At 42.1% G+C, this 25,405-nt stretch carries 20 protein-coding genes; all 20 read right to left on the bottom strand.

Annotated features, from left to right (window positions below; translation table 11 throughout):
* Positions 1 to 344: 344 nt before the first annotated feature.
* Positions 345 to 1,553 carry an SGNH/GDSL hydrolase family protein gene (locus G628_RS0100465; RefSeq protein ID WP_051198921.1) on the bottom strand — a complete coding sequence of 403 codons (1,209 nt, stop codon included), beginning with the start codon at positions 1,551 to 1,553 and terminating at the stop codon, positions 345 to 347.
* Positions 1,510 to 2,451: a type I phosphomannose isomerase catalytic subunit gene (locus G628_RS0100460; protein WP_027208198.1), complete on the bottom strand. Its 942-nt coding sequence runs from the start codon at positions 2,449 to 2,451 to the stop codon at positions 1,510 to 1,512. Before G628_RS0100460 ends, G628_RS0100465 begins: the two co-directional genes overlap by 44 nt.
* Before the next feature lie 9 nt (positions 2,452 to 2,460).
* A complete protein-coding gene (locus G628_RS0100455) occupies positions 2,461 to 3,636 on the bottom strand; it encodes a glycosidase (protein WP_027208197.1) in 1,176 nt (391 codons plus the stop codon).
* Positions 3,626 to 4,792, bottom strand: coding sequence for an AGE family epimerase/isomerase (locus G628_RS0100450; protein WP_034500476.1), 1,167 nt, complete (start codon positions 4,790 to 4,792; stop codon positions 3,626 to 3,628). The genes G628_RS0100455 and G628_RS0100450 overlap by 11 nt, the downstream gene beginning before the upstream one ends.
* A 6-nt stretch (positions 4,793 to 4,798) precedes the next feature.
* Entirely contained in the window at positions 4,799 to 5,635 is an 837-nt protein-coding gene (locus G628_RS0100445; protein WP_027208195.1) for a carbohydrate ABC transporter permease, read from the bottom strand.
* A gap of 44 nt (positions 5,636 to 5,679) precedes the next feature.
* Complete coding sequence (locus tag G628_RS15970; protein WP_051198919.1) at positions 5,680 to 6,639, bottom strand: carbohydrate ABC transporter permease; 960 nt, start codon at positions 6,637 to 6,639, stop codon at positions 5,680 to 5,682.
* An 85-nt stretch (positions 6,640 to 6,724) separates the two neighbouring features.
* Entirely contained in the window at positions 6,725 to 8,170 is a 1,446-nt protein-coding gene (locus G628_RS0100435) for an ABC transporter substrate-binding protein (protein ID WP_027208194.1), read from the bottom strand.
* A gap of 276 nt (positions 8,171 to 8,446) precedes the next feature.
* Entirely contained in the window at positions 8,447 to 9,472 is a 1,026-nt protein-coding gene (locus G628_RS0100430; protein WP_026655281.1) for a LacI family DNA-binding transcriptional regulator, read from the bottom strand.
* Complete coding sequence (locus tag G628_RS0100425; protein WP_026655283.1) at positions 9,462 to 10,499, bottom strand: LacI family DNA-binding transcriptional regulator; 1,038 nt, start codon at positions 10,497 to 10,499, stop codon at positions 9,462 to 9,464. The genes G628_RS0100430 and G628_RS0100425 overlap by 11 nt, the downstream gene beginning before the upstream one ends.
* Positions 10,500 to 10,558: 59 nt before the next feature.
* Positions 10,559 to 12,730, bottom strand: a complete 2,172-nt coding sequence (locus G628_RS0100420) for an alpha-galactosidase (RefSeq protein ID WP_027208193.1) — start codon at positions 12,728 to 12,730, stop codon at positions 10,559 to 10,561.
* Between the two features lie 43 nt (positions 12,731 to 12,773).
* Positions 12,774 to 13,856: an SGNH/GDSL hydrolase family protein gene (locus G628_RS0100415; protein ID WP_027208192.1), complete on the bottom strand. Its 1,083-nt coding sequence runs from the start codon at positions 13,854 to 13,856 to the stop codon at positions 12,774 to 12,776.
* Positions 13,853 to 14,836, bottom strand: a complete 984-nt coding sequence (locus G628_RS0100410) for a glycosyl hydrolase (protein WP_027208191.1) — start codon at positions 14,834 to 14,836, stop codon at positions 13,853 to 13,855. The genes G628_RS0100415 and G628_RS0100410 overlap by 4 nt, the downstream gene beginning before the upstream one ends.
* 57 nt (positions 14,837 to 14,893) lie before the next feature.
* Positions 14,894 to 17,359: a beta-mannosidase gene (locus G628_RS0100405; protein ID WP_027208190.1), complete on the bottom strand. Its 2,466-nt coding sequence runs from the start codon at positions 17,357 to 17,359 to the stop codon at positions 14,894 to 14,896.
* A gap of 37 nt (positions 17,360 to 17,396) precedes the next feature.
* Entirely contained in the window at positions 17,397 to 18,254 is an 858-nt protein-coding gene (locus tag G628_RS0100400; RefSeq protein ID WP_196803681.1) for an ROK family protein, read from the bottom strand.
* A gap of 241 nt (positions 18,255 to 18,495) precedes the next feature.
* Complete coding sequence (locus G628_RS0100395; protein ID WP_026655288.1) at positions 18,496 to 19,476, bottom strand: LacI family DNA-binding transcriptional regulator; 981 nt, start codon at positions 19,474 to 19,476, stop codon at positions 18,496 to 18,498.
* Between the two features lie 34 nt (positions 19,477 to 19,510).
* Positions 19,511 to 20,926, bottom strand: coding sequence for a sucrose phosphorylase (gene gtfA, locus G628_RS0100390; RefSeq protein WP_026655289.1), 1,416 nt, complete (start codon positions 20,924 to 20,926; stop codon positions 19,511 to 19,513).
* A 21-nt stretch (positions 20,927 to 20,947) separates the two neighbouring features.
* Positions 20,948 to 21,802 carry a carbohydrate ABC transporter permease gene (locus G628_RS0100385; RefSeq protein WP_027208188.1) on the bottom strand — a complete coding sequence of 285 codons (855 nt, stop codon included), beginning with the start codon at positions 21,800 to 21,802 and terminating at the stop codon, positions 20,948 to 20,950.
* Positions 21,802 to 22,680: a carbohydrate ABC transporter permease gene (locus tag G628_RS0100380; protein ID WP_027208187.1), complete on the bottom strand. Its 879-nt coding sequence runs from the start codon at positions 22,678 to 22,680 to the stop codon at positions 21,802 to 21,804. The genes G628_RS0100385 and G628_RS0100380 overlap by 1 nt, the downstream gene beginning before the upstream one ends.
* 128 nt (positions 22,681 to 22,808) lie before the next feature.
* Positions 22,809 to 24,131 carry an ABC transporter substrate-binding protein gene (locus G628_RS0100375; RefSeq protein ID WP_026655293.1) on the bottom strand — a complete coding sequence of 441 codons (1,323 nt, stop codon included), beginning with the start codon at positions 24,129 to 24,131 and terminating at the stop codon, positions 22,809 to 22,811.
* Positions 24,132 to 24,396: 265 nt separating this feature from the next.
* Positions 24,397 to 25,398 carry an N-acetylmuramoyl-L-alanine amidase gene (locus G628_RS15965; RefSeq protein ID WP_242827143.1) on the bottom strand — a complete coding sequence of 334 codons (1,002 nt, stop codon included), beginning with the start codon at positions 25,396 to 25,398 and terminating at the stop codon, positions 24,397 to 24,399.
* Positions 25,399 to 25,405: the final 7 nt, after the last annotated feature.

Genomic DNA, 25,405 nt, shown 5'->3' with positions numbered 1-25,405 from the left:
AAAAGACAGCAAATAGCCCTGTCTATTTTTCCATTTACCGCATAATGGACAGGAAAAAGGCAGCAAAAACCCCTGTCTATTTTTCCATTTTCCGCATAATGGACAGGAAAATGCTACAAAAAAGCCCTGTCCATACTTGCATTTACTGCAAAATGGACAGGGTAAGCTGACTGTGATTCGACTAACAAGCATAAACATCCGAAATATCCAATACGCATCGGCTGCAGATTTCGTGAGAGCTTGATACAATAAACAAACAATTCCTTCGGCGAAACCGACTCAAATGGCCTGTTTGCAAACACCTTGAATCTATGATTCAAGGTGTCCTACAATCGCAACTCTTTTTATCGTACCTCCAACACCGCCTCTATCTTCTTCACCAATGATTCTGCTGCCTTTTTGTGAGCCGGATGGCCGGGATGCGATCTCGAGCCGAACTCTCCGGCAAGTGTAGGCGGAAGCTGATGATAATATACCTTGCTGTCGTTTTCCTGCTTGGAATACTCAGCAACTGCCGCTGACAGCAAGTTTGTCATCTGAGTGTTGATTATATCCGAATCCTGAAGCAGCATTCCGTAAGCCCATATTATTATGGCACCCGGGCGCTTCTCTCTGACCTTTTTCAAAAAAGCTTTTGCGCCGTTCTTAAGCGCTGCCACATCCTCCGGCGGAATCTCACCTTTTTCATTCAGAAAATGAACATCGTCAAATCCCATGCTTCTAGCAGCTTCGTGGCTGCTTGCGGAATATGCCCCCGCATCATTCGTACCCAGATTGATGATAACGATATCAGGTTCAAAAAGAGAGAAATCATATTTCTCATAAGTCCCAAGCTCACAAGCTTTTCCGTCCGGAACAAGCCCGCACACCTCATCATAGAATAACGGCATATTTTCTTTCGGATTGCCATCCCAGGACCATACAAAGCCATAACCGCTCTGGCTGAAAACCTCATAGTCAGCCCCCAGTTTTTGAGCAGTGATATATGTATAATTATCGACAGCATCAAAACATGCGCTGTTCCACTCCTGTTCACTTACAGGCCCCATGCAGCCTTCGCCTGATGTTATACTGTCTCCTATAAACTCAATCCTATGCCCGGGTTCATCCACATTTTCAAATGTACCATCGGTAAAAACAGCTTCAATCCGTATCAGGGTATCACCATCCGCCGCCATAGCGGGTGTATCTCGCATGATCTTGATATTTCTGAGCGGAATATCACTTTCGCAAGGTTCCGCATTTCCTTGCCAGATTGTGATCTCATTTATTCCCTTTTCAAGCGGTCTCTTCTGATATCTTACGCCTTCAACAAGGACATCGATCCACGGCTCAAAGGCTGAATAATCTGCGTAACAGCGAAGTTTCACCACAGTGGCACGTACATTCATTTCTATTCCCGAACCATTCCAGAACAGCGTTAAAGGATCAAGACATGCAGTTCTCCTGCCATGAATCTTCAATTTTTCTATTTCTGAAATTTTATACTCTCTAAGCATATTCTCATCCTTAAATATACGTGAAAAGTGCCTCACACTCTCCGCAAATCTCATAATTCCCATCACCGGCGGGGAGAAAGAAGCTGTCGCCCTTTTTAAATCTCACATCCTCGTTGTCATTCTTTATTTCCCCTTCTCCCGAAAGGAACAGAATATGTAAAAACGAGTTCTCGTCAACCGTACCGCTAAGCTTATTCATGATCTTACCGCTTAGATTGACTTTATCAACCGTAAAATATTTGCAATTTCCGATATGCGGTTCAGGTCTCGGGACCTTTTTGGCCGGAAAAAGATTGGTCACTTCAAGCGCTTTTTCTATATGAAGCTTTCGCAGATTCCCGTTTTTATCACGTCTTCCGTAGTCATACACCCTGTAAGTAACATCCGAATTTTCCTGAATTTCTGCAAGAAGAATCCCCTCACCGATTGCATGCAGAGTATCCGCCTCAATAAAAACCACATCCCCCTTGCTTACGGGATAAGCATTAAGAACTTCTGTAAGAGTCTGATTCTCTATGCGCTTTCGAAACTCTTCTTTGGAAATCTCGCGTTTAAAGCCATAATACAAAAACGCATTGTCTTTGGCATCAATTATATACCACATCTCCGTCTTTCCGTACTGCCCTTCTTTTTTCAGAGCGTAATCATCTGACGGATGAACCTGCAATGACAGATCTTTTCTTGCATCAATAAGCTTGATAAGTATCGGAAAGTCCCTGAATTTCTCGCAGTTTTTTCCAAGAACATCCTTACCTTTTTCATTTATATAATCTGTGAGCGTCTTTCCCGCAAACTCACCGTTTTCAATCACAGACTCGCAACCGGGATAACATGACAGCTCCCAGCTTTCCGCGGTCACATCGCCTGCCGGTCTTTTACCGAATTCATCGACAAGACGGTTTCCTCCCCACAGATAGTCTTTGGTCGGAGCCTGTAGTTTCAATACTGCCATATTTGCTCCTTAAATCTCATTTTTTAAAACTTCAAGATTTTTCTTTATAAGCTCGCATCTTTGCTGCACGCAAAGCACGCTTCTGCTGGGATCTTCGGGAGTTCCGAAGATATAATCACCAAGAAGTTCAATACTTGTTTTTGCAACATATACCCTTGTATCGCTGCCTGCATAATAAAGAAGAATATCGCCGTTTTCTTCTACAATCGCGCCGTTTGAGAATACAACGTTTGAAACGTCTCCTACTCTCTCCCATCCAAACGGTCCAAGAAGAAGTCCTCCGGGCTCCGCTATAACTTTTCCGGGATCATATAGATCTGTTGCATAGGCATAAAGGACGTATCTTAGTCCTGCTGCCGTATTTCTTACGCCGTGTGCGATATGAAGCCATCCCTTGTCTGTCTTTATAGGCACAACGCATTCACCGTTCTTGGCTTCCGTGATCTGATGATATCTTCTTCTGCTAAGAATCTTTTCCTCATCTATCACTGCATGTTCAATATCATCACACAGCCCAAAGCCTATACCACCGCCACTTCCGGTATCGATAAAGCTGTCCATTGGACGGGTGTAAAAAGCATATTTTCCGTCAACAAACTCAGGATGAAGAACAACATTTCTCTGCTGAGGCGAGCGTTTTGTAACAAGATTCGGAAGTCGCTCCCACTTTTTAAGATCTTTTGTCCTTACTATTCCTGCTGCCGCAACTGCCGCCGAGAGATCGTTTGTGGAATCATCGTGACTCTCGGAACAGAACACTCCGTATATCCAACCATCCTCATGCTGCGTAAGCCTCATGTCATAGACATTTGTCTCTTCCTTACAAGTGTCATCAAGCAAGATCGGATAATCCCAAAATCTGAAATTATCTATGCCGTTATCACTTTCAGCAACTCCGAAAAAAGACTTTCTGTCATTGCCTTCTATTCTGGCAACAAGATAATACTTCCCGTTAAGCTTAATGGCTCCTGAATTAAGAACTGCATTTATCCCCAGCCTCTCCTGAAAATTCGGATTACTGTTTATATCAAGATCGTATCTCCACGTAAGTGGAATATGCTGTCTTGTAAGAACCGGATATTTATATCTTGTATATACTCCGTTATAAAAATCTGCAGGTTCATTCTTCCGCGACATGAGCTTTTCCTGTCTGTCCTTTTCAATGTAATATCTCTCATGTAACATTTCTTGTTATTACCTCCAAACACATTCTTCCGTTATGATACGGACACTTCCACGGTTCAACTATAGGCTCGTCCTTCGCGGGTACGCCGTTTTTATCGACATACCAGAACCACTCAGATCCGGGTCTCTTATCGATGACAAATTCTTTTATGTAATCCCAAAGAGCCCGTGCCGCCTCAAGATATTCTTTTTTCTCGGGATGTCTTTCGTATGCATCAAGAAATCCATTGATTCCCTCAGCCTGCACCCACCAGACTCTGTCCTCTTTTACAACTGAATTCTGTCCCTCGACGGGAATTGATTTTCCGTCAAAAGCAACTTTATATACTTCACTCGCCATCTCCTCCGTCATTCTGCCGATCTTTGCCGAAAGGTCACCGTCGCCAAGAATATCGGTTGTCCTATTTATCAGCCATGCCGCTTCTATGTCATGTCCGTAGGAATAAAGATCGACCAGGCTGTTATAATCTTTGTCAAAAAAGACTTCCTGTCTGCGAAGCTTTGGATTATATATCTTGGTACTTACTATTTTCAGAATCTCATATAAAGATTTTCTGACTCTGCCATCACCCGATACCCTGTAAAGCTCCGTATATCCCTCCATAACATGCAAAAGAGTATTCATGCTCCTTACCGCGTCGGTACCGTTTTCCGACAGCTTTTCATTTGATACAGGCTTGAACTCTCTGTCGAACGCTTCAAGATATCCGCGCTCATCACGCATTTTCTTTTCTATAAGTTCGTAGAGCGAAATAGCCATCTTCAGTGCTTCCCAATCTCCCGATGCATCAAAATATGCAGACAGTCCGTAGATTGTAAAAGCCTGATTATATGTATGTTTTGTAGTATCAAGAGGCTTTCCGTCATAAGATACCGACCAGAATACCCCGCCATATTCATCATCAATGCAATATTTTTTTAAAAACTCATACGCATGCGTAGCCTCGCTTAAAAGCGTTTTATCTACGAGAACTTTGTATGCGCTTGAAAAAAACCATAATATCCTGCTGTTTAGTATGCAGCCCTTTTCATATTTTTTATCAACGGCAAGATCATAGCCCATATAGCCGTAATATCCGCCGTATTCATCGTCTCTTAAGCCTTTCCAAAAAGGTATGATCCCATTCAGAAGATGCTCCTTTATTTCACTGATCATTACTTATCACCCCTTTACCGCACCGGCTGCAACACCGTTATAAATCTGTTTCTGACAAAGCAAGAATATTATCAGAGCAGGAAGAAGTGACATGATCACGCCGGCACAGATAAGATGATACTGATTACCCATGGGGCCCGTGAATGTGTACAATGATGTGGCCACCGTACAGAGTTTTCTTTTATCCTGAAGATACAGGTTCGCGCAATAATACTCGTTGTAAACACCAACGCCCTTAAGAATCAGATTCGTAACAATCGCAGGTTTTAAGAGCGGAAGCAATATCTTTGCATAAATCTGGAAGTAATTCGCACCGTCCAAAAATGCACTTTCATCAAGCGAAACGGGAAGGTTTTCAAAAAACTGAATGTAGATGTAAATTGACATTACATCCGTTCCCATCATCATGATGATGTAGCCGTACAAAGTATTTACAAGTCCGAGATTTACCATTATTTCATATACCGAAACCTGCATGGCAATTCCCGGAAGAAGTGCCGCAAAAGTAAACAGATTCCTGATAAGCGCATTGCCGGGAAAGCTAAAGCGATTTAGAACATATGCAAGCTGAGAGCCTATCATGGTCGATCCCGCAAGTACAAATAAAAGAATTATTCCCGAGTTAATAAATGCCAGTCCCATATTTGCCTGAGCAAAAGCCTGAACATAATTGTTAAAATTAAAAAAGTTTTCCGGAAGTGTCATAACATTGGTGCTCTGATACTCAACCTCTGTTTTCAGCGAAGTTATGACACAGGATACTATTGGAAGTACCGCCAAAAAAGCACAAAGCGCAACAGAAGCATACTTTATGATTCCCCAAACAATATCACCAATACTCATCTTTTTCTTCGGAACAACACTTGCAATTACTGTATCTGATGACATTATCTACCTCCTCTATGCATCTGCATTCTTGCCTTCTCTTCCCTTTTACGTTGTTTCTTAAACTCTCTGTCATCTATATCCGTTCCCGCATTTCTAAACAGGAACCTAAATATTGCGTCCTGAATAAATTTGGCAATGAAAATGATCACAAGAAGGAATACCGCCATCGCACTGGCAAGTCCGACCTTCTGACTTGTATGAGCAATATCATTCATTACTACAAAGAATGTTCCCGTGCCGTTTGCACCGCTTGTTATAACAAAAGGCGGCTCAAATGCCGAAAGAGATCCTGTAATAGCCAAGATTACATTCAGTGTTACTATTGTCTTTATGCTCGGTAAAATGATGTGCCAGAATGTCTGCCACTTATTTGCGCCATCTATCGACGCTGCTTCATAAAGCGTACTGTCCACCGACATCATTGCCCCAAGAAAAAGAACCATTGTCGAACCCAGGTATCTCCACACCGACGAATATACGAGCGACCAGTTGTTTATCGATTGGTCTTTTAACCAATAGGGAAGATCATTCGGATTGAAACCTATCGCTTGGAGAACCGTGTCCAGAACAAATCCTCTTGTGTAAAAAAACTTGAAAATGAATCCGATAGCTATACCATTTATCAGATAAGGGAAAAAGATAAATCCTTTCCAGAAGTTTTCAGCTTTTACCTTAAAGCAGAATATTGTTGCAAGATATAATGCAAGAAAAACCTGAATAACCGCTCCGGCCATATAATACAGTGACAAAAGCAGCGTTCTCAGAATATCTTCACGCTTAAAAATCTGTATATAGTTTTTGAATCCCACGAATTTCCTAGGTCCAATGTATTTCATGTTATAAAAGCTGAATTGGACCATTTTGCCAAAAGGATAATATGTGAACAAAATCAGTAATCCTACCGGAATAATGAGAAATGTTAATATTACCTGTGCCTGTTTCCACTTTCTTTTGTTCATAGGGTTATCTCACTTTCTTTCTATAAGTTGAGGCGGAATCATACAATTCCGCCCCTCCCCCGCAGCTCATAAAAAAATTTATAAATCAGTTGTCTGTATCAACTCCGTTAAGTTCCTGTGCTTCTGTCCACGCTTTATTCCAACTGTCCATGATCTGGTCAAAAGTCATATCACCGTTGGATGCATGCTCTATGATTGCCTGAACTTTCTTGTCACCACCGCTGTTAATGCTAAGTTCCGAATCGGAATTGAGTGTATCTTTAAGATCTTCTTCTCCCGCAAGTGCCGGTTCATCTGAAACATATTCAACTCCGTCAAATGCCGCATAAAGATCGGGATATTTGTCATCTTCGGCATTGATAGGAATACCGCCTTCGTTGTATGAGTATCCCGACTCATTTGTCATCCACTTTACAAAAAGAAGTGACGCCATACGATTTTCATCGCTTGCATCCTTATTGATTCCGAATGCGTAATCAGGACCTGCTGTAGCATACTGCTTGCCGTTAACCGTGATAGGGAAGCTCATATATCCGATGTCCTCAGGCTTATCTCCTGCTGCCTGCATCTGAGAATATGCCCATGAGCCAAGTACCATAGTTCCGATCTCGCCTCTGTTAAGCATGCCCTTGCTGCCTTCCCAGTCTGTAGTTGAATAGTCATCCTCGATAAGACCTTTTGCAACCGCATCATAAAGGACTTTGTACACATTGTATGCATGTGATCCGTCACCCGGATCGGCGAAAGGATTTGCCGTATGAGCAAGCTTCTGATTCATGTATGTTGCATCACCTGTAGCAGTTCCCGCAATATATGCATCCCATGCTCCCATTGTCCAGCCTGCGGCATAGTTTGTATAAAGAGGGATCGCATCCGTCTTTTCTTTTATCAGAGTTAAGTCATTTATAAATTCCTCCGGTGTCTTGGGTAAAGTTGTGATTCCTGCCTTCTCAAATACTGCCTTGTTATAAAGAACACCCTGAGCATTTCCCGTAGACGGAACCCCGTAACATATTCCGTCATACTGCTTGTCCGTAGCAAAACGGATAGCACTTTTCATCTGATCTACTGTTCCATACGGCATGAAATAATTCGAGAGCTCAGATGCATCGATCGCCGGGATCATCATAATATCGCCCCAGTCACCACCCTGAAGACGAAGAAGCGAATCTTCCGCATAATCTGTAATAGCTTCAAATTCCACTGTAATTTCGGGATAAATCTTATTAAATTCCGCAACATAGTCTTTCCAACTTTTTCCCGAATAATCATCACCAACCATGTCCGTTCTATGTGTCAGAATCTTGATCTTAGTTTTGATATCCTTCCCAGTCTCACCCAGAACAACAGATGTATAGTTGTTATCCGCAGTATCTGCAGTGCCACCGTTACCGGCATTACCGGAATTTCCGGAAGCCTCGGAACCTGCCGTTCCCGGTTCCGTACCTGCACTCGGTGAAGAGCCACATGCGACGAGAGATGCAGCCACAGCTGCAGCAGCCAATAGAGCAATAGTCCTTTTTAAATTCATTTCATTCACCCCTTTTAATTAATTTAAGTAAAACCATGGTTCCAATACATTGTTCTTAAGTTAATTAATATTATATTTGTTCATCACCATTTTTCAATAGCACTTTTACAAAATTCAGTAAAAAAGAGCCGTTTCGTTAATCCTCAACAAAACGACTCCTTAAATATTGTTAATTATTTATAGGCAAACCTTCTTAAATTAACTTAAATTAATTAAAGTAAAAAAAGACCAATCACTCGCGAAATGCCCACGCGCGAACGATTGGCCTTTCCACTATCAGACAGCTCTCACAGAGTCCCCGACGATCAGCTTTCCGCGTATCATCGCGGAGCTGAAAGGCATATCGGGATTACGAAGTCTCTGCGTCAGCAGCTCCATTGCCTTACTTATCATTACACTAAGATCTATTTCATAACTTGAAAGTTCAATGCTCTTGTTCATATCGGGAACATAATTATCAAATCCGATGACAGAAATATCCTTGGGAACTTTGTATCCTTTTTCTTTCAAATGCTCGATAAGCAAAAGCGCAGATACATCACAATTGCAGAAAAATGCTGTCGGCATCTCTTTTGCCGAAGGAAGCGCAAATGTCCCCTCTGCGTCAAGATTACCATATTTATCCCTGTCATTGATCACCAATGGATTATCCCTAAACTCAACATCCAGACCTGCCGATGACAGGAACTTACACATTCCTATATACCGCTCGTCAATACTCGGTGTCACCTTCAAAGTACCGACAAATCCGATCTTCCTGTGTCCTTTATCAAACAGATATCTGGTAATCTCATACCCTCCGAGGATATTATCGGTTATCACCGCATCACCTTCTATCTCCTCATATAAAGAATCCAGCGAAAGCATCGGTATCTTGGCTTTGTTTCTAAGCATACGAAGATATCCGACATTGAAAGCTCCAAGAATTATCAGTCCATCCACACTCTCCTGTGCAATGAGATTGGGAACACTTTCGGACTCTTCCGCCTCTCTGTTTATAACCTCCAAAAGAGTAAGAATTCTTTTATCATTTGACTGCACCGATAATTCTTTATAAATGTGCCAGTAGAATGACCTACTGTGATTCAGATATCTTTCCGCAACTATCACTCCAATTACGGTATTCTTTTTGGGATGATGGTTCTTTTCTTTTCGCACATATCCCATTTTGTCGGCAAGACTTAGTATCTCCTCACGCAGTTCATCACTGACGCCCTTTTTCCCCGCAAGAGCCTTCGACACGGTAACACTGCTTACGCCAAGCTTTTCTGCAATATCAGACAATGTAACATCACTCTGCATTATTATCCCTCAACTCTTTTATCGATGTTCTTTTCACAACGTTGGAATCCACCTCAAATATCGTTCCTGCAAGCGACGGATCCTCTATCTCGTTAATGACCTGCTCCACTGTGAGTCTGGCCATCTTGACAAGATCGACGTTGTAAGTTGTAAGCTTTCCTTCAAGATCGCTGTTAAGCAGGTAATTGTCATAACCGACAATCGATATATCTTCCGGAACACGTTTTCCCTGCTTTTTAAGCGCCTCATATAACAATCCGGCAGAAAAATCACTGCTGCACGCAAATGCTGTGGGCAGTTTCTTGGGTAGCTCTATCATAGGAGTTTCGTCATTTCCGCTCCTGTCCGGCAAAAGCCACTCGCGATTCACCTTAAGGCCGTTCTCACGCATGCACTTTTTATATCCATAGTATCTGTCGATTATATTTCTGGAATAATCAAGTGCTCCGACAAATCCTATCTCTTTATGGCCTGCTTTAACCAGCTCCTTTGTGGCTCTGTACATTCCGTAATAATTTCCCGACAAGACGGAAGTGTAATTACCTGTCTCAATCTGCTGATCCATGAAAACTACCGGCACTTTAACTGCCGCCAGCAGCCTGTTAAGAAACTTTTCTTTTATAGGTCCTATTATTATCACTCCGTCGGCATCCGTTACAGGCGGAAGTATTTCGTCATCGTCGTAATCCTTGACCATACTCAGCGACGTAAAGCATTCATTTTCCGAAACCGCATAAGCGACCTTCTGATACATCTCCCAGTAAAAAGAAGCGCCTATATAAATATATCTGTCTGAAACAATGACGCTGATGGTCTTTCCGATAAGTTCCGGATTTTCAACCTTTTTAGGCGTAGTCTTCCCGTATTTACTGTAATCAAGCCCCATCTTTGCCGCACATTCTTTTATCTTCGTGCGCATTTCGGCGCTCACTCCGGGTCTGCCCGCCAGTGAATTAGATACTGTAACAACAGATACTCCCAGGCTGTCAGCAATATCTTTTAGTTTTACCTTCTGTTTTGGTCTCATCTGTTATCCTCCGGCTCTTATTATGAATTAAATTAACTTAATAATCAATCCATAACAGTTTATACTGCTGTAATTTTAATGAATTGTGCTTCAAAGTCCTTGCTTCCGGGAATCAAAAGTCCCGCATTCATCAACACATCTCCGTCATAAACTTTTCCGTTTACATCATATTTCATATCAGAGTCAAGTCCTTCAAGTCTAAGCAATCTGCTTCTTGAAAATGCCTTTGACAATACCTGCATATATATCATAAAAGCTTCCTTTTTGTCTTCGGAAACTATCATATATGCATCATATTCTTTATTTTCCCTGTATGACGCTATCCTGTAATACTCTCCGTCAAGGATCAGCCTTCTTATGCTTTTGTATCCGGCAATCTGCTTTGGAATCTGCTTTAGTTCATCTTCTGAAAGTTTGGTTACATCAAGCTCGTATCCGAAAGTTCCAAACATAGCCGCCACAGCTCTCGACTCAAAAGAAACTTCTCTTCCCGAAATATCATTGGGGCTTTTTGCAACATGAGATCCTATCGCAGATACCGGATAAAGCATTGCAGTTCCTTCCTGAATCGAAAGACGCTCAACAGGATCCATATCATCCGAGCACCATATCTGAGGACTGTAATACAGCATTCCCGCATCAAACCTGGCTCCACCCGAAGAACAGTTCTCAATCAGAACATATGGAAATTCCTTGGTTATCTTTTCCTGAATCTCATATACGCCAAGGACGTGTCTGTGCCATATCTCCCCCTGCCTGTCGGAAGGAAGATACTCAGAACCGACGTCGGAAAGGGACCTGTTCATATCCCACTTAATATATACAACAGGGACTTCACGCAGTATTTTGGCCATACTTTCATAGATATAATTTCTCACTTCAGGATTGGAATAATCCAAAACCCACTGATCACGTGCTCGCGCAGGTATTCTTCCCACTTGATGTAATATCCAGCCCGGATGTTTTTTATAAAGGTCCGTATCTTCACAGACCATTTCAGGCTCGAACCAAAGTCCGAACTTCATATCTATCTTTTTTAGCTCATCGGTCAGCCCCTTTAGGCCGCCTTCCAGCTTATCTTCATTGACATACCAGTCTCCGAGCCCTCCACTTGGCTGATTTCTGTTATATCCAAACCATCCGTCGTCAAGAACCTGAAGTTCTATTCCGCACTGCCTTGCCGTCTTTGCAATATCAAGAAGCTTGTCCTTATCAAAATCAAAATATGTTGCTTCCCAGTTATTGATAAGTATAGGTCTTTCCTTGCTCACCCAGTCTTGCCTTATCAGATGTTTCCTAAAAAGCTTATGATAATCTCTTGTCATCTCTCCAAGACCGCAGGATGAATAAACGAGAGCCGCCTCCGGAGTTTGAAAAGAGTCTCCCGGTTCAAGCTTCCATGAGAATGTCTCGGGATTTATTCCCATTACCATCCTTATCTGGTCGTGAGCATTTTTCTTTACCTTTGCCATAAAATTGCCGGAGTAAATGAGCTGAGAAGCGTAGACTTCTCCGCTTTTCCGGTCGGTGTTTTTGGAAACGACAGCCATAAAAGGCATGGAATCATGGCCTTCTTCGCCTCTTGTCGACTCCGCTATTACAGCCGCATGATTAAGAGCCGTCCTTTCAATTATGTGCTCTCTCGCCCACGCGCCGCACTGCGTTATAACTTCGCAGTCCCTCATCTCAAAGTCAAGGCAGGAAGACATAGCTCTTTCTATACATAATATTTTCGAGCCTCTGTTCTCGATAAGCGCAGAACGTATTACGGCATCACAATCATCAAACACGGTAAAAGACAAAGATACAACCAGACCGTAAATCTCATCCTCAAGCCTTATCACAAGCGTATCTGCATTGTCTCCAAAGCACGTGGGAAATCCCGCAACCTTTGCTTTCCCTTTTACAATCTCATACCCCTTGTATGACAGGTCACATCCTATCTGTCCCGCATCGCTCTTTACAGAAATGCAGCACTCCCTGAAATCACCGATCCCTCCGCAAGGATACTCAAGCTGTATCGCATCCATGAAGCCAAGCTGCTCCGCAGGCCTGATTGACGGAGGAACAATCTCATCAGGTCTTAGCAGATACGAAAGCTCGCTGCTTCTTATCTTTTTGCCGTAATAGATATGTGAAAGATACTTCCCATCCACTACTCCAAGAACATATGATGTATTTTCCGTATCAAGTTTCCATATTTGCTCACTGTCGTTATATACTATCGCCATCTTTCCTCCAATCTCCTTAACCCGCTGTTGCTCACGCTTTGCTTTAAGATACTATTAATGATAACAGATAAAAGCTGTTTTTATCAGCTTCCGAGGCACTTACTATTTCTATATCCAATATGTGATCTTTTCTTTCGTTTTCGCTCAGCACAGGTTGCAAATAAAGACAATCGCCCCAGTCTTCATCAAAATTTGAATCAAGAACAACAGCTTTTTCCCTGCATTCGTCCAAAACCGCCAGCGCAACGGGAGCAGGTCTGTTTATTGTCTTTCTGTACTGAATGGCAATCGTCCTTGCACCGCTAAGTTCAAAGTGAATTGAATCACCTGCTTTTGTAGCTATCCAGCCATTTTTAAAGAAGTCAAGATGTCCTTCTTTTTCTCTCGCATCGGCTCTAAATCCCGATAATATCGGACTGCTGTTTTCAATGGTATATCTTAAAGAAGCTTCAAAGCGATTTGCTGTTACAGGTTCTTTTTCCTGCTCTTCTTGGCAATCAGATACGTCCATACCGCATATTTCATTTATCCTATCCGTTATCTCTTTTGCCAGAAGTTCGTGTCCGAGATCATTGGGATGTAGTCCATCCGGTGTAATGTCATCTCTTCTATATATCCCTTCAATCATCCTCTTGTATATTGTATCCTTGATACTCACATTGGGAATCCCGTAGTGCTTTCCTATCTCTACATGTATATCCTCCGCAGTTCTGCCATCGTCATAGTACACATTGTTAAGAAGCAGCATTGCAGGCTTTGTATCCGAGTACCATATCCGCCTGATCATTCCCTCGTATGTCTCTTTGAAAAGCTCTGCCTCTTCATCATTCACTGAAAAGTCTACTATCACAAAGTCAGGTCTGTACATAAGCAGATCCTTATAAACTCTGGACACTCCAAAATATGAAGAGGTTCCGCCTATTCCGGCATTCACATAATGAAACTTTGCATTCGGAAACTCTTTTTCAAACCAATCAAAAACTCTATGTGCATAGCACAGCTTAGGCTCAGAAGACAAAGATCCTTGAGTTATCGAACCTCCAAAGAAGCCAAGTACAAGTTCTTCACCCGCTTTGGCTCTATCAATCAGTTTTTTTATCCGCTTTATTCCTTCTACTTCATTCATATCTTTTTAACCTCATATAGTTTAGGGAGATTATCTTTTGTTACAACATTCAGGCTGTTATATACATCTTTCAAAAATTCAAATGTGTTATATTCTTCTGTTCTGCAAAAATCCAGAGACCATGTCATAAAGCTCGCCCATCCTATATGCTCACCGTGGACAGCCTCGGGATCCGGAAGCACACCGACTTCCGCCAGAATCATAGGCTTTTTCATCTCGGTTATTTCTTTAAGCGCATTATACTGCTCGGAATATGCCGTATGAACATGTTTATCGGTATAAAGGTCGACCGATATCACATCTACAACGTCGTCTCCCGGATATAACTCCTTAATATGCGAATTCCACACCCAGATAAGATTGTTAAGATGATGCACGCCCACAAAGCGCTCATACATTATTCTGTACAACTTTTTGACAGGCTCGGCGCCTTTTGCTCCCCACCAGAACCATGTTCCGTCACTTTCATGGAACGGTCTCCACAAAATAGGGATCTCTTTTTCGCAGAACGGCCTCAGTATCCCGGCCATTACGTCAAGATCCGAGATCATCGCATTATATTCAGCAGTGCCCTCGTTTGCAGCTTTTTCAGGGTCAAAAGAAGTATTCTCTGTATAAAATGCCTTAGATCTGCCGTAAAGAGGTGAGAACCAGTGCCATGTGAATGTGATAAGCCCTTGTTCCTCAGCCCATTCCCAGGCTTTCTTAAGCGTTCCGTTGTTATGAACGATTTCATCCATACATTCATCATCTGTGTCGAGATAGTTTATATTCGGTGAATAAGACAAAAGTTCAAAGCCCAAAAGCGCCGGCCTCTTTCCCGTCTTTTCCTCTATCAGCTTAAGCTCTTCCTGCTCCATCGTCTGCGTATGCTGTCCTGTGATCATCTTTTCATATGTGATCTCGGCCAGATATTTAAGCACATTTCTTGCTCCCTGCTGCATATTCGCGTTACTCGGTTCATAAATCTTGTCACTCATACAATTCCTCCGGTAAAAATTCATTTTAGGTCATTCCGTGATAAGTCTATTTTTCACTCAGTGAATATCAGCAACACTTCTGACCGTAAGATTATTGGCATCTCCCCTGATAATACGGACAACTTTTACTCCTGGATTCATGTCAAAAAAGTTGTCAGAGAGTACCAGATCGTCATTCTCATTTCTAATTTCTATATTTTTGGCAAAAGCCTTTGCGCTTATTTCTATCTCATTTTCCGAGAGCATTCTTACTGCGAGCCCCGGATCTTCAAAGCGGAAATATTTCGCCGGCACAAAAAGAGCCGTGCCTTCCGACACCACCTCGCCCTCTTCTATGGCCTTAAAGGACACATAACAGGAATATATGTCGATTCCGGGGAAGCTTTGCTCAGTCACCCACTTTGAAGAAAGCGGAGAAACAGTTATATCGACGGTACCCGAAGTTTCGATTTCAAGTCCTTTTCCATCAATCTCTTTTCCGAAAGCATCTCTGAGTTTCCACTCTGCCGTAAGCTTTCTCTCCGTCATGGTCTCATTGGAGATATTAAGCTTTATCGCAGGTATGAAGCTGCTATTTTCGGAATTTATCTCAATGCCTTCGGATACAGTGCTTGTCTCCTCACAGCTAAGAAGCACGGGCGCAAAAAATCTCCTGGCATAATAGTGCAGTGCCTTCCATCTTCCGTAATAGTCAACAGAAGCCCAGCTTATAACAGGCCAGCAGTCATTTAGCTGCCAATACAGAGTTCCCATGCACCTCCCCCTATTTCTCCTAAAGTGCTCAACACCGTATCTTATCGCTTCTCCCGACAGAAGCTGAGAAGCATATATTAAAATATCAAAATCCGTAGGATACTTGAAAGTTGCCTGCATATACTGCATTATCTTGGAATTGGCAGATTTGTTTCTCTGGTGCTTTTCCATGTTATAGGAAAAAAGATTGTAGTCTTCTTCGCTTGTCATTACCGTTTCCAGTGTCTTTTTTGACGGAAGAGCCTGGAAACCAAACTCCGACAGATATCTGAAGAAGTACTTTCTGTACTCGGTAAAAGGTTTTCCGTCATGCCATACCTGCCAGAAGTGAACATCTCCGCGGTCAAAGTCGTTGGGATCGTCAAAAGATCCTCCCGATGACGGACTTGATGGCCAGTATACCGCATCAGGTGCATATTCTTTTACCCACTTAGGAAAAAGATATTCATACATCTTGATATAATCTGCTTTTTGCTTATGAGTCTTAACCCATACTCCGTTTTTTACAAACATCTCCATTTCATTATTGCCGCAAATAAGAGCAAGGCACGCATGATCCGCAATCCTTTTTAAATTATCTTTAATCTCAAGTCTGATATTTTCTTCAAATTCCTCGGTAAGGTCATAGACGCCGCAGGCAAACATCATATCCTGCCATACCATGATCCCAAGTTCATCGCAGATATCATAGAAAGCATCATCCGGAAAAAAGCCTCCGCCCCATACCCTGATGGAATTGAAGTTGGCCAATTTACAATCTTCAAGTAGTTTCCTTGTTCTTTCGGGCGTCATTCTTGTCAGATAGTTATCTTCCGGTATATAGTCCGCGCCAAAAGCAAATACATCAAAGCCGTTTATGCAATGCGAAAAACTCTCTCCCCACTCATCTTTCTTTTTGGTTATGGTAAGGGTTCTCAGGCCGATTCTTTTTGTCAGAGAATCAAGCTCCGTATTTCCAAGTTTTAATTTTATATCCAGGTTATAAAGATTTTGTTCTCCGAATCCGGACGGCCACCAGAGCAAAGAATCTTCGACCACGATTTCATCGCCTGATCTGTAATCTTTATACGCAAGTTCTTTTCCCTGCGGATCTGTAAGAATCACATCACAGGAAATGCCTTTATCATCACCGTAAACTTCTCTGTCAATAAAAATACGTAGCCCGACTTTACCGCCCGAGTGTCTCTGATGAACCCTGACATTCTCTATACGTGCAGTATTTATTCCAAGAATATATACAGGTCTGAAAAGTCCCGCATCAGGAATTCTCGGCCCCCAATCCCAGCCGAACATGTAATGAGCTTTTCTTATATGGACAAAGCCCTCCATGGCATCTTCCGTTCCGTCGCACTCACTTTTTCCGTATGCATCCTTTATATATTTAAGAGGTGAGTGGATGCAGACCTTTAATTCATTGTCTTTTTCCTTTAATAAATCTGTGATATCAATCCTGTATGTCCTGTGCATGTTGCAGGCACATAGGATTTTGCTTCCGTTTAGATACACCTCCCCAACGGTATCGATTCCTTCGAATACAAGCTCTTTTTTCAAAGATGACATGAGAGCATGACCGGCATCGAACTTAGCTTCGTATTCAAAATCCTCTTCCATCATTTTCAGGGCAAATTTCTCATTGTCTGCCACAAAAGGATTCGGAATTACTCCGTTATTCTGAAGTGTATAGAGAACGCTCCCCGGAACCTCTGTCCTGTACTTACTGCCATCGGATACCCTTTTCAGTATCCAGTTATTTATTGCAAATTTTTCCATCTATTGTCTCCGTATTTACTGCATCTCTCATCTAATCTTATTTAAGTGATGCCAAAAATAATGCGCCTTTTATTCCCTGCTGCCCCATAAGTCCCGCAGGTGTTATATAACTTTCAATATCCTGCATCTCTTTTGTATCAACATATCCGTTCATATAGGAAAGAGTTTTCTCACGGATCATTGGAAAGAGCTTTTCTATATGCATAACACCGCCGCCGAGAATGATCCTCTCAGGGCAGTAGCAACATATATATTGCATCAATGCCTTTCCGATGTAGTCTGCTTCCTGCTCCCAAACGCTCATATCATCGAGCAAAAGCTGCGGCTTCTTGCCATAGTGAGCCTCTATTGCAGGTCCCGATGCCAGTCCTTCAAAACAGTTCTTATGATACGGACAGATTCCTTCAAAACCGTCTCTGCCGCTCACAGGCAAAAGAATATGTCCCGCCTCAGGATGAAGCGCTCCATGGAGGAGATTGCCTTCAGCATAAACTCCAACTCCGATCCCGGTGCCTATTGTTATGTAGATTACGTTATTCAGCCCTTTTCCATTCCCATATTTGACTTCTCCCAAACATGCCGCGTTGACATCGGTATCTATTGTCACAGGGTAATCTGCCTTGCCAAAAGCTTCCATCCAGGAAAAGCCCACCCATTCCAGCTTCGGGCTTTTTCCTATCTTTCCGTAACTTTCCGAGTTCCTATCAAGGCACACAGGGCCGAACGCGCCTATTCCCATGCCTTCAATGTCATACTTTCCAAAAAAATCCATAATCTCAGGGATTGTTTCCCTCGGACTTCTCGTTTTTATCTCTGTAATATCTACAATATTTGACTTGTCGTCCCCAACAGCCAATACCATCTTTGTTCCGCCTGCTTCTATCGCGCCAAACATCTGCATTCCCCTCCGTTATCACTAAAAAGTAAATATGCTACCAAAAACTCCAATCCGGAATTTAATTAAATTAACTTAACTCAATCACAATGCATTTATATTTTACTTAAATATTGCACATATCAATCTATTTTTCAATAGTATTTCCATCTTTTTCTTTATCTTTAAAAAAAACCGCTCTAACAAGCTGTTAAAGGCCTGTCAGAACGGTATCTTTTAAATATTCTATTTTTCAAATCAGTTACTTGGTACTCTCCCTTTCTATGTAAGAAACAGGAAGTATCGTGCGTTTTGGTACAACCTTGCCCTCAGAAGATGAAATGACTAGATCCACTGCCATTTCCGCCATTTCTTTAATGGGCTGGTGTATTGTCGAGATCGGCGGAGTCGTAAGCCTCGAAAGCAGAACATCATCAAAGCCAATAAGTTTTATATCTTCGGGTACTCTTTTGCCCATTTTCCTGCAAACCTGAAGAACCTGCGCCGCGATAAGATCGGAGCTTGCAAAAATTCCGTCTATCTCATTGTCGAGTTTAAGTTCTCCCGTCAAAAGAGCGTGATACTCAAGGTTGTTATACTGATTCATGCTGGTAGAAACCGCCTTATAGACAACACCGCGCTCTTCGCAGACTTTGGCAAAGCCTTTCAAACGGTCATCCGCAGGCATGACGCTTTTTGAAACACCGCTTATGATAAGCAGGTGCTTGCAACCGCTTTTGATAAGCGCCTCGGCTGCGAGCATACCGCCCTGCTCATTGTCACACTCAACTGCTGCCGTTCCGTTCTCAACAAAACGCTCAACGGTAATAAGCGGAATATTGCTGTTGGCAAATTCGAGCCCCTTAACTGTGGAGGAAAAAACTATAACACCGGCAACACGATTACTTGTGCACATATCAAGGTACTCTTTTTCCTTGTGATCTGCGCCCTTGGAATTGGCGAGCAAGATCTTATACCCTTTCTTGCTTGCCGCATTCTCAATGTTACTTATCATCTCGGAAAAATAAGGATGCCTTATGTGCGGCATAATAACGCCAATCGTATTCGTCGATTTCTTGGATAGGGATCTGGCTACTTCGTTGGGCTGATAATTGAGTTCTTCCATTGCAGCATATACCTTGGACCTAGTTTTGTCCGAGATATACCCTCTGTTGTTCAGAACCCTTGATACAGTTGTAACCGTCAGCCCACATCTGGCTGCGACATCCTTTAATGTAGCCATATTCCCTCCGATGCCTCTTCCTACCACGCACTTCTTACGAATGCTCGATAGTAAACTTCTTAGTCTTTAAATTTGCTTTAAGCCGTGCAAAATCGTCGCCGTTTTTCCTAAGAATAACAAGTTCCTCATCGCCGCAATCTTCAAGAATAAACTCTCCGTCAAATGCAGGATGCTCATTTCTGAACTTCATAAGCTTAAGAAGCTCTTTTACGACAGGTCTTTCGACTTCTTTTTCTATCTCGTCAAGCTTGTAATAATGACGATTTATATTTCTTCCGACTTTGGTCTCTTCAAGAAGTTTAAGGTCGTTCTTTCCCGCAAGGAGTCCCACATAATATACCTGCGGAATACCGGGAGCAAAAAACTGAACCGCTCTTGCCAGAAGGTAAGCATCGTCGTCATCGCCAAGTGCCGAGTAATAGCTGCAGTTGACCTGATAAATATCAAGATTGTTATATGCAGCCGTATTGTAAATCTTCTTTACATTGGCTCCGTATTTAAAGATGTCCTCTTTTGTCCTCTCAATCTCATCATCGGGAAGAAGGTCTTTTACATCGACAACACCGATTCCGTCGTGAGTATCAAGCGTTGTGAACTGCTTTCTCGGACAAATGTTAAGCCAATTCTTTAAATACGTAGACTGTCCATAGTATAACGCATTTATTAGTAGCATTGGAAGCGCAAAATCATAAACATAGTAGTCATGACTTTCAATTTTCTGCTGCATCGTGTAGTGCTCGTGTATCTCAGGAAGGAGCTTAACACCGTACGGCTCTACTATTTTCTGGCATCCGTCCATAAGTTCCCAAACTTCCGGCTCTATGAAAAAGCATGAACTTCCTGCTTTTTTTGTCGCATAAGCAAACGCATCAAGTCGAATGATCGAGAGCCCGTGCTTACAGAGATTTACAAGATTATCCTTGATAAACTCTTTTGCCGTATCCGATTTGCAGTTGATATCGATTTGCTGCTCATCAAAGGTGCACCATACTTTCTCAGTGCTTCCGTCAGCGAATACCGCATCCACATAGGGAGCTCTGGGCTTTCTCTTGTAGATAACATCCACTTCTTCTTGTGTAGGCTCTCCGTTCTCCCAAAAATCCTTATAGCGAATGAAAAGATCTCTGTATTTCGAATCATCTTTTTTCTGAAGAAAATCTTTGTAATACTCACTCTGCGCCGAAATGTGATTGATCATGTAATCGGCCATGAGATAATACTGTTCCGACAACTTTTCTATATCGTCCCAGTCTCCAAACGTCTTGTCTACAACGTGGTAATCCATCGGAGCAAATCCTCTGTCTCCCGAAGATGGAAAAAAAGGAAGTATATGTATACCGCCTACTGCATCCTTAAAGTACTTGTCCATTACAAACGCTAGATCTTTGAGATTATTACCCATGCTGTCTGCGTATGTGATCAACATACATTTGTTTTCTAGCTTTTTCATAACATAAAACCTTTCGTATAATTATTTAACAGCTCCTGCTGTGATTCCCTCAACAATGTATCTTTGAAGGAAAAGATATAACAACAATATCGGAAGCATCGCAAGCAAAAGTGCAGCCATGATCAGACCCGTGTCTGTCGAATATGTGCCGTAGAAAACTTTTGTCGCGATAGGAATCGTATACAGCTCTTTTCTTCCAAGTACAAGACTGGGCAAAAGATAATCATTCCAAAATGCCATTGCATCGATAATAGCCACCGTTGCTATAGTTGGCTTAAGTATAGGAAATACGATTCTTGAAAAGATCTGCCATTTATTACATCCGTCTATTGTAGCCGCCTCTTCAAGCGAACACGGAACATTTGTATTAATACTTCCATGGAACATGAATGTAGCCATTGAAAGTGAGAATCCGATGTGCATGAATATCAATGTGATCCTGTGATTCAGGATGCCGAGTATTCCGCCGTAAAGTGAAACAAGCGGGATCATGAGTACCTGAAAAGGAATTACCATTGATGCGATCATAAGAACGAACAATATCTTATTTGCTTTCCAGTTATTTCTTACGATAAGGTAAGCGGTCATGGATGAAAGCGCGATTGTTCCTACAGTTGAGCACACCGTCACTATGAGCGAGTTGACGAATGAATTAAAGAATTTCATTTTTTCAATCGCTTTGGGGAAATTCTCAATCGTAAATCCGTGCTTTCCTACCAGTGCAAGCGGATTGCCCGTAATATCTGATTTTACCTTAAAAACATTTATTATTACCATTATGAAAGGGAAAATAAATACTACAAACATAACCGCAAGGATAGCAATCATAATGGCATGCTTTATTATTTTATTGCGTCTTGCTTTTTCATTTTCCATTATGCCTGTACCTCCCCTTTCTTACCTACGTATACTTGAATTCCACCGATCACCGCGCAGATCACAAACAAGATAAGTGCCTCTGCCTGGCCGGTTCCGTAGTTCTTGTTTACGAAAGCCTGATTGTAAACGTGCATTGCTGCAAGCGCTGAACTTCCATAAGGATCACCGTTAGTCAACGAAAGGTTGACGTCATATACCATGAAACATCTTGTGATCGTAAGGAAAAGACACTGTACAAATGATGCCGTCATAAGTGGAATTGATATATGAATGATAGACTGTCTGCCTGTACAGCCATCAATTTTAGCCGCTTCAATAACATCTTCCGATACGCTCATAAAACCTGCGACATAGATAAGCATCATGTAGCCGGCATACTGCCATACCGAAACAATAATAAGTGCTGCGATTGCTCCGCTCTCCGTAGCAAGGAGTGACTTAGCTCTTCCGTCTGATATATAGCCCATAAGCTCTACCAGCGCTTTATTAAATACAAATTTCCAAACATAACCAAGTACGATACCACCGATAAGATTCGGTACAAAGAATCCGGCTCTGAAAAAATTCTGGCCTTTGATTCCGCTCGTAACCATATATGCAATGATAAATGCAACAGCATTTACAAGTACAACAGCTATTGCCGAATAGATAAACGTACGTCCGAGAGATGTCCAATATCCCCCATCCGAAAATGCATTCGCATAATTTTCCATGCCTACAAAAGGCTTATTTCTGGATACTCCGTTCCAGCTCGTAAATGTAAGATACAGTCCATAAATAAAAGGTATTATCACAACACTGCAAAATATTACCGTTGTTAATCCGGCAAAGATCAAATACTGTTTTAATTTATAGCCCAGTGTATTAGTTTTCATATGCCTCACCTTTCAAAATACCCGTGCACTAAACACTTAAATCTCTTTTCTTTTTTATCAGGGCTTCTTGATGATCGAAGCCCTGATATAATGTCTTTTTACAATCAGATTGATTATTGAGTAAATTATCAGTGCTCAATAGGTGTTGCAGACTTGAAATACTCAGTTACCGCATCAGCAAGTGCTGCTCTGTCCATTGACTCATCAAGGTATTTCTGCATGATCTCCTGTCCTACTACCGTCATATGATCGTCGGGAAGGTAATTGTATGTAGGAATCATATTTCCTGCATCTGCATATGTCTTTACAGAAAGAGAAAATGGATCGAGCTTATCGGCTTTGATATTTTCAAAAGCAGGAACAAGCGCACACTTTTCTGTAAGGAAAGCATTTCCGTCAGCATCGTTTACAAGCCAGTTAAGAAAGTCAAGCGCAGCCTGTCTCTGCTCATCTGAAGTATCTGATGAACTGTCAACAAAGAAATACTTGGTTGCACCGCCGACAATCTTAAAGTTGCTTGTATCTGTAGTATTCTGCGGAACAGGCATCATTCCGAGGTGCTCTGTGTAATCATACTGGTTGATAACCGACCAGTCCCAGTTTCCGCCGAACATAAAAGCAATCTGTCCTTCTGCAAGCATCATGGATGTCTCTTCACGATCTGCGTTAGAAGCAGAACCTTTTGCATAGTTATATTTAATAAGCGTATCAAATGAATCCATTAAGGAATTGAATTTCTCATTATCCGAAAGCTTACCCGATCCATCAAGAAGGCTCTTTACAAATGCATCCGGATCCTGCTGCTCTTCATATACCATAGGGAACCAGTGTGCACCGAGTGACCAATACTCTGAAAGAATTCCTACAGGCTTCTCCATTCCGCCCTGTACAAGCTTATCAAGTAACTTCTGGAAATCTTCAAGCTTAGCAACCGATGTAGGATCGAACGTTTCTCCCGTGATCTTTTCAATCGCATCTGCGTTATAAAGAATACCTCTTGCCTCTACACAGAAAGGAAATCCTACAACTTTTCCGTTAACCGTGATTCCAAGCTTTGTTTTCTTTGCCCAGTCCTCATTTGAAAGATCGTAAGCATACTCATTTGCTACTGCATATATATCTTTCGGATCCACCATTGAAAGTGTATAAGGATCGTGTGATGCATACTTTGTTGCAATCTGTGAAGCAACTGTTGTATCCGTATCGGCATTGTATACTTCAACATGCACACCTGTCTTCTCTTCATACTCTTTTGCCATATCCTCGAACTGTGTCTGAATCTCTGTTTTAGAATTTAAAATTGAGATAGCCGATCCCCCTCCATTGCTGCTATCTGCAACCTGCTCTCCGGCAGTCTGAGCAACAGGCTCTTCCGGATTCTGTGTACTGCATGCAACCATTGATAATGCCAATGCTGCACCAACTACTAATGAAACTATTTTCCTTCTCATCTTAAATAACCCCTCCTTTTAAAGGTCTTTGTTTATTGTAAACAGATATTACCACGTGACGTTTATTTATGTCAATCGGTTGACATACGTTTTTATCAAAAAATTATCCATTTCGTGAATTAATTACGATATATCAATATGGTTTTTGTATATCTTGCACAAGTAATTGTCTTTTACACAAGACTGGCTATGTTATACGTTTGACATATAATTGCGGCAATAAAGAGCTTTTGCCTTAGGTTAACCAAGCCAAAAGCTCTTTTCTTCAAGGATTCCAGATAATCTCATTTACTCTCTGCTGTACAGCATTGTAATCATATCCCGCTTCGGTAAGACGCATCTTCCTTTCTTCGCCGTTGCCCCATTTTCCATTCACTACTTCTCTTGCAATCTCATCAATGGATTTCCTTTCATAGCTTTCCGAGATCAAACGGTCAAGGACTGTGCAATATGCCTTCTCTTCAAGATAGATCCATCCTGTTCCGTTTCTAAGCTTTCCCCATCCGTTCTGTACCTCAACAACCGTAAATACACCTCTGCCTGTCTGTCCTTTGATCGCACCTCCAAAATTCGGATTTGCACGGATGTTCAGATTATCTATAAGAACTTTTACAGAAAAAGGTACGGTCGGATAAGTGCCCGCCGGTCCGGCGTAAGGATATGCCTCTTCTGTGCTTCCCTTTGGAAAGTCCGCAACACCTTTGTCCAAAAGTTCTTTTACCGCTTTTCTGAATCCGTCCATCGTATAGCCGGTTTCAAGCTGATTCCATAAGTGCTCGGGGTCACTGTGGTTGGAAGCTATTCCTCTGATATGTCCCTCATTGTGAGAAACAATCACTCCGTCTCCAAGAGGATCGAGGTTAAATAATTTGCAGAGCATCGCGAACAGTTCGACTGCCGCTTCATATGTTCTTTTTACCGATTTGCGTGCCTCAGGTATGTTTGAGCAGGTAAAAGTCGCTCCACTTGTATAATTAAGGCTTGCAGGCTCACACATCTCAACTCCGATATGTGTATTGTTTGCCGCTCCGCCTGCGTGCCATCCTCTGTGGTTCCAAGGAAGCGTCTGATACACTGTTCCGTCGTTTCCGTCTATGAAGCCATGAACGCATGAGCTGTCATGTGAAGGTGTGTTCCAGCTATTGATAAATGCCATTGCTCGGGGCTGTGCGCATCCGACAGAATGGAGCATAAGGCCTTTCACGGTTATTTTTCTTCCCTCTGTGTAGCAGGGGTTCTGAGTCATTATACTTTCTACAAAATTCATAATTTTT

The organism is Butyrivibrio hungatei NK4A153, assembly GCF_000424465.1.
GTDB classification, from domain to species: Bacteria; Bacillota; Clostridia; order Lachnospirales; family Lachnospiraceae; genus Butyrivibrio; species Butyrivibrio hungatei_A.
This window is presented reverse-complemented; position numbering and strand designations above follow the sequence as displayed.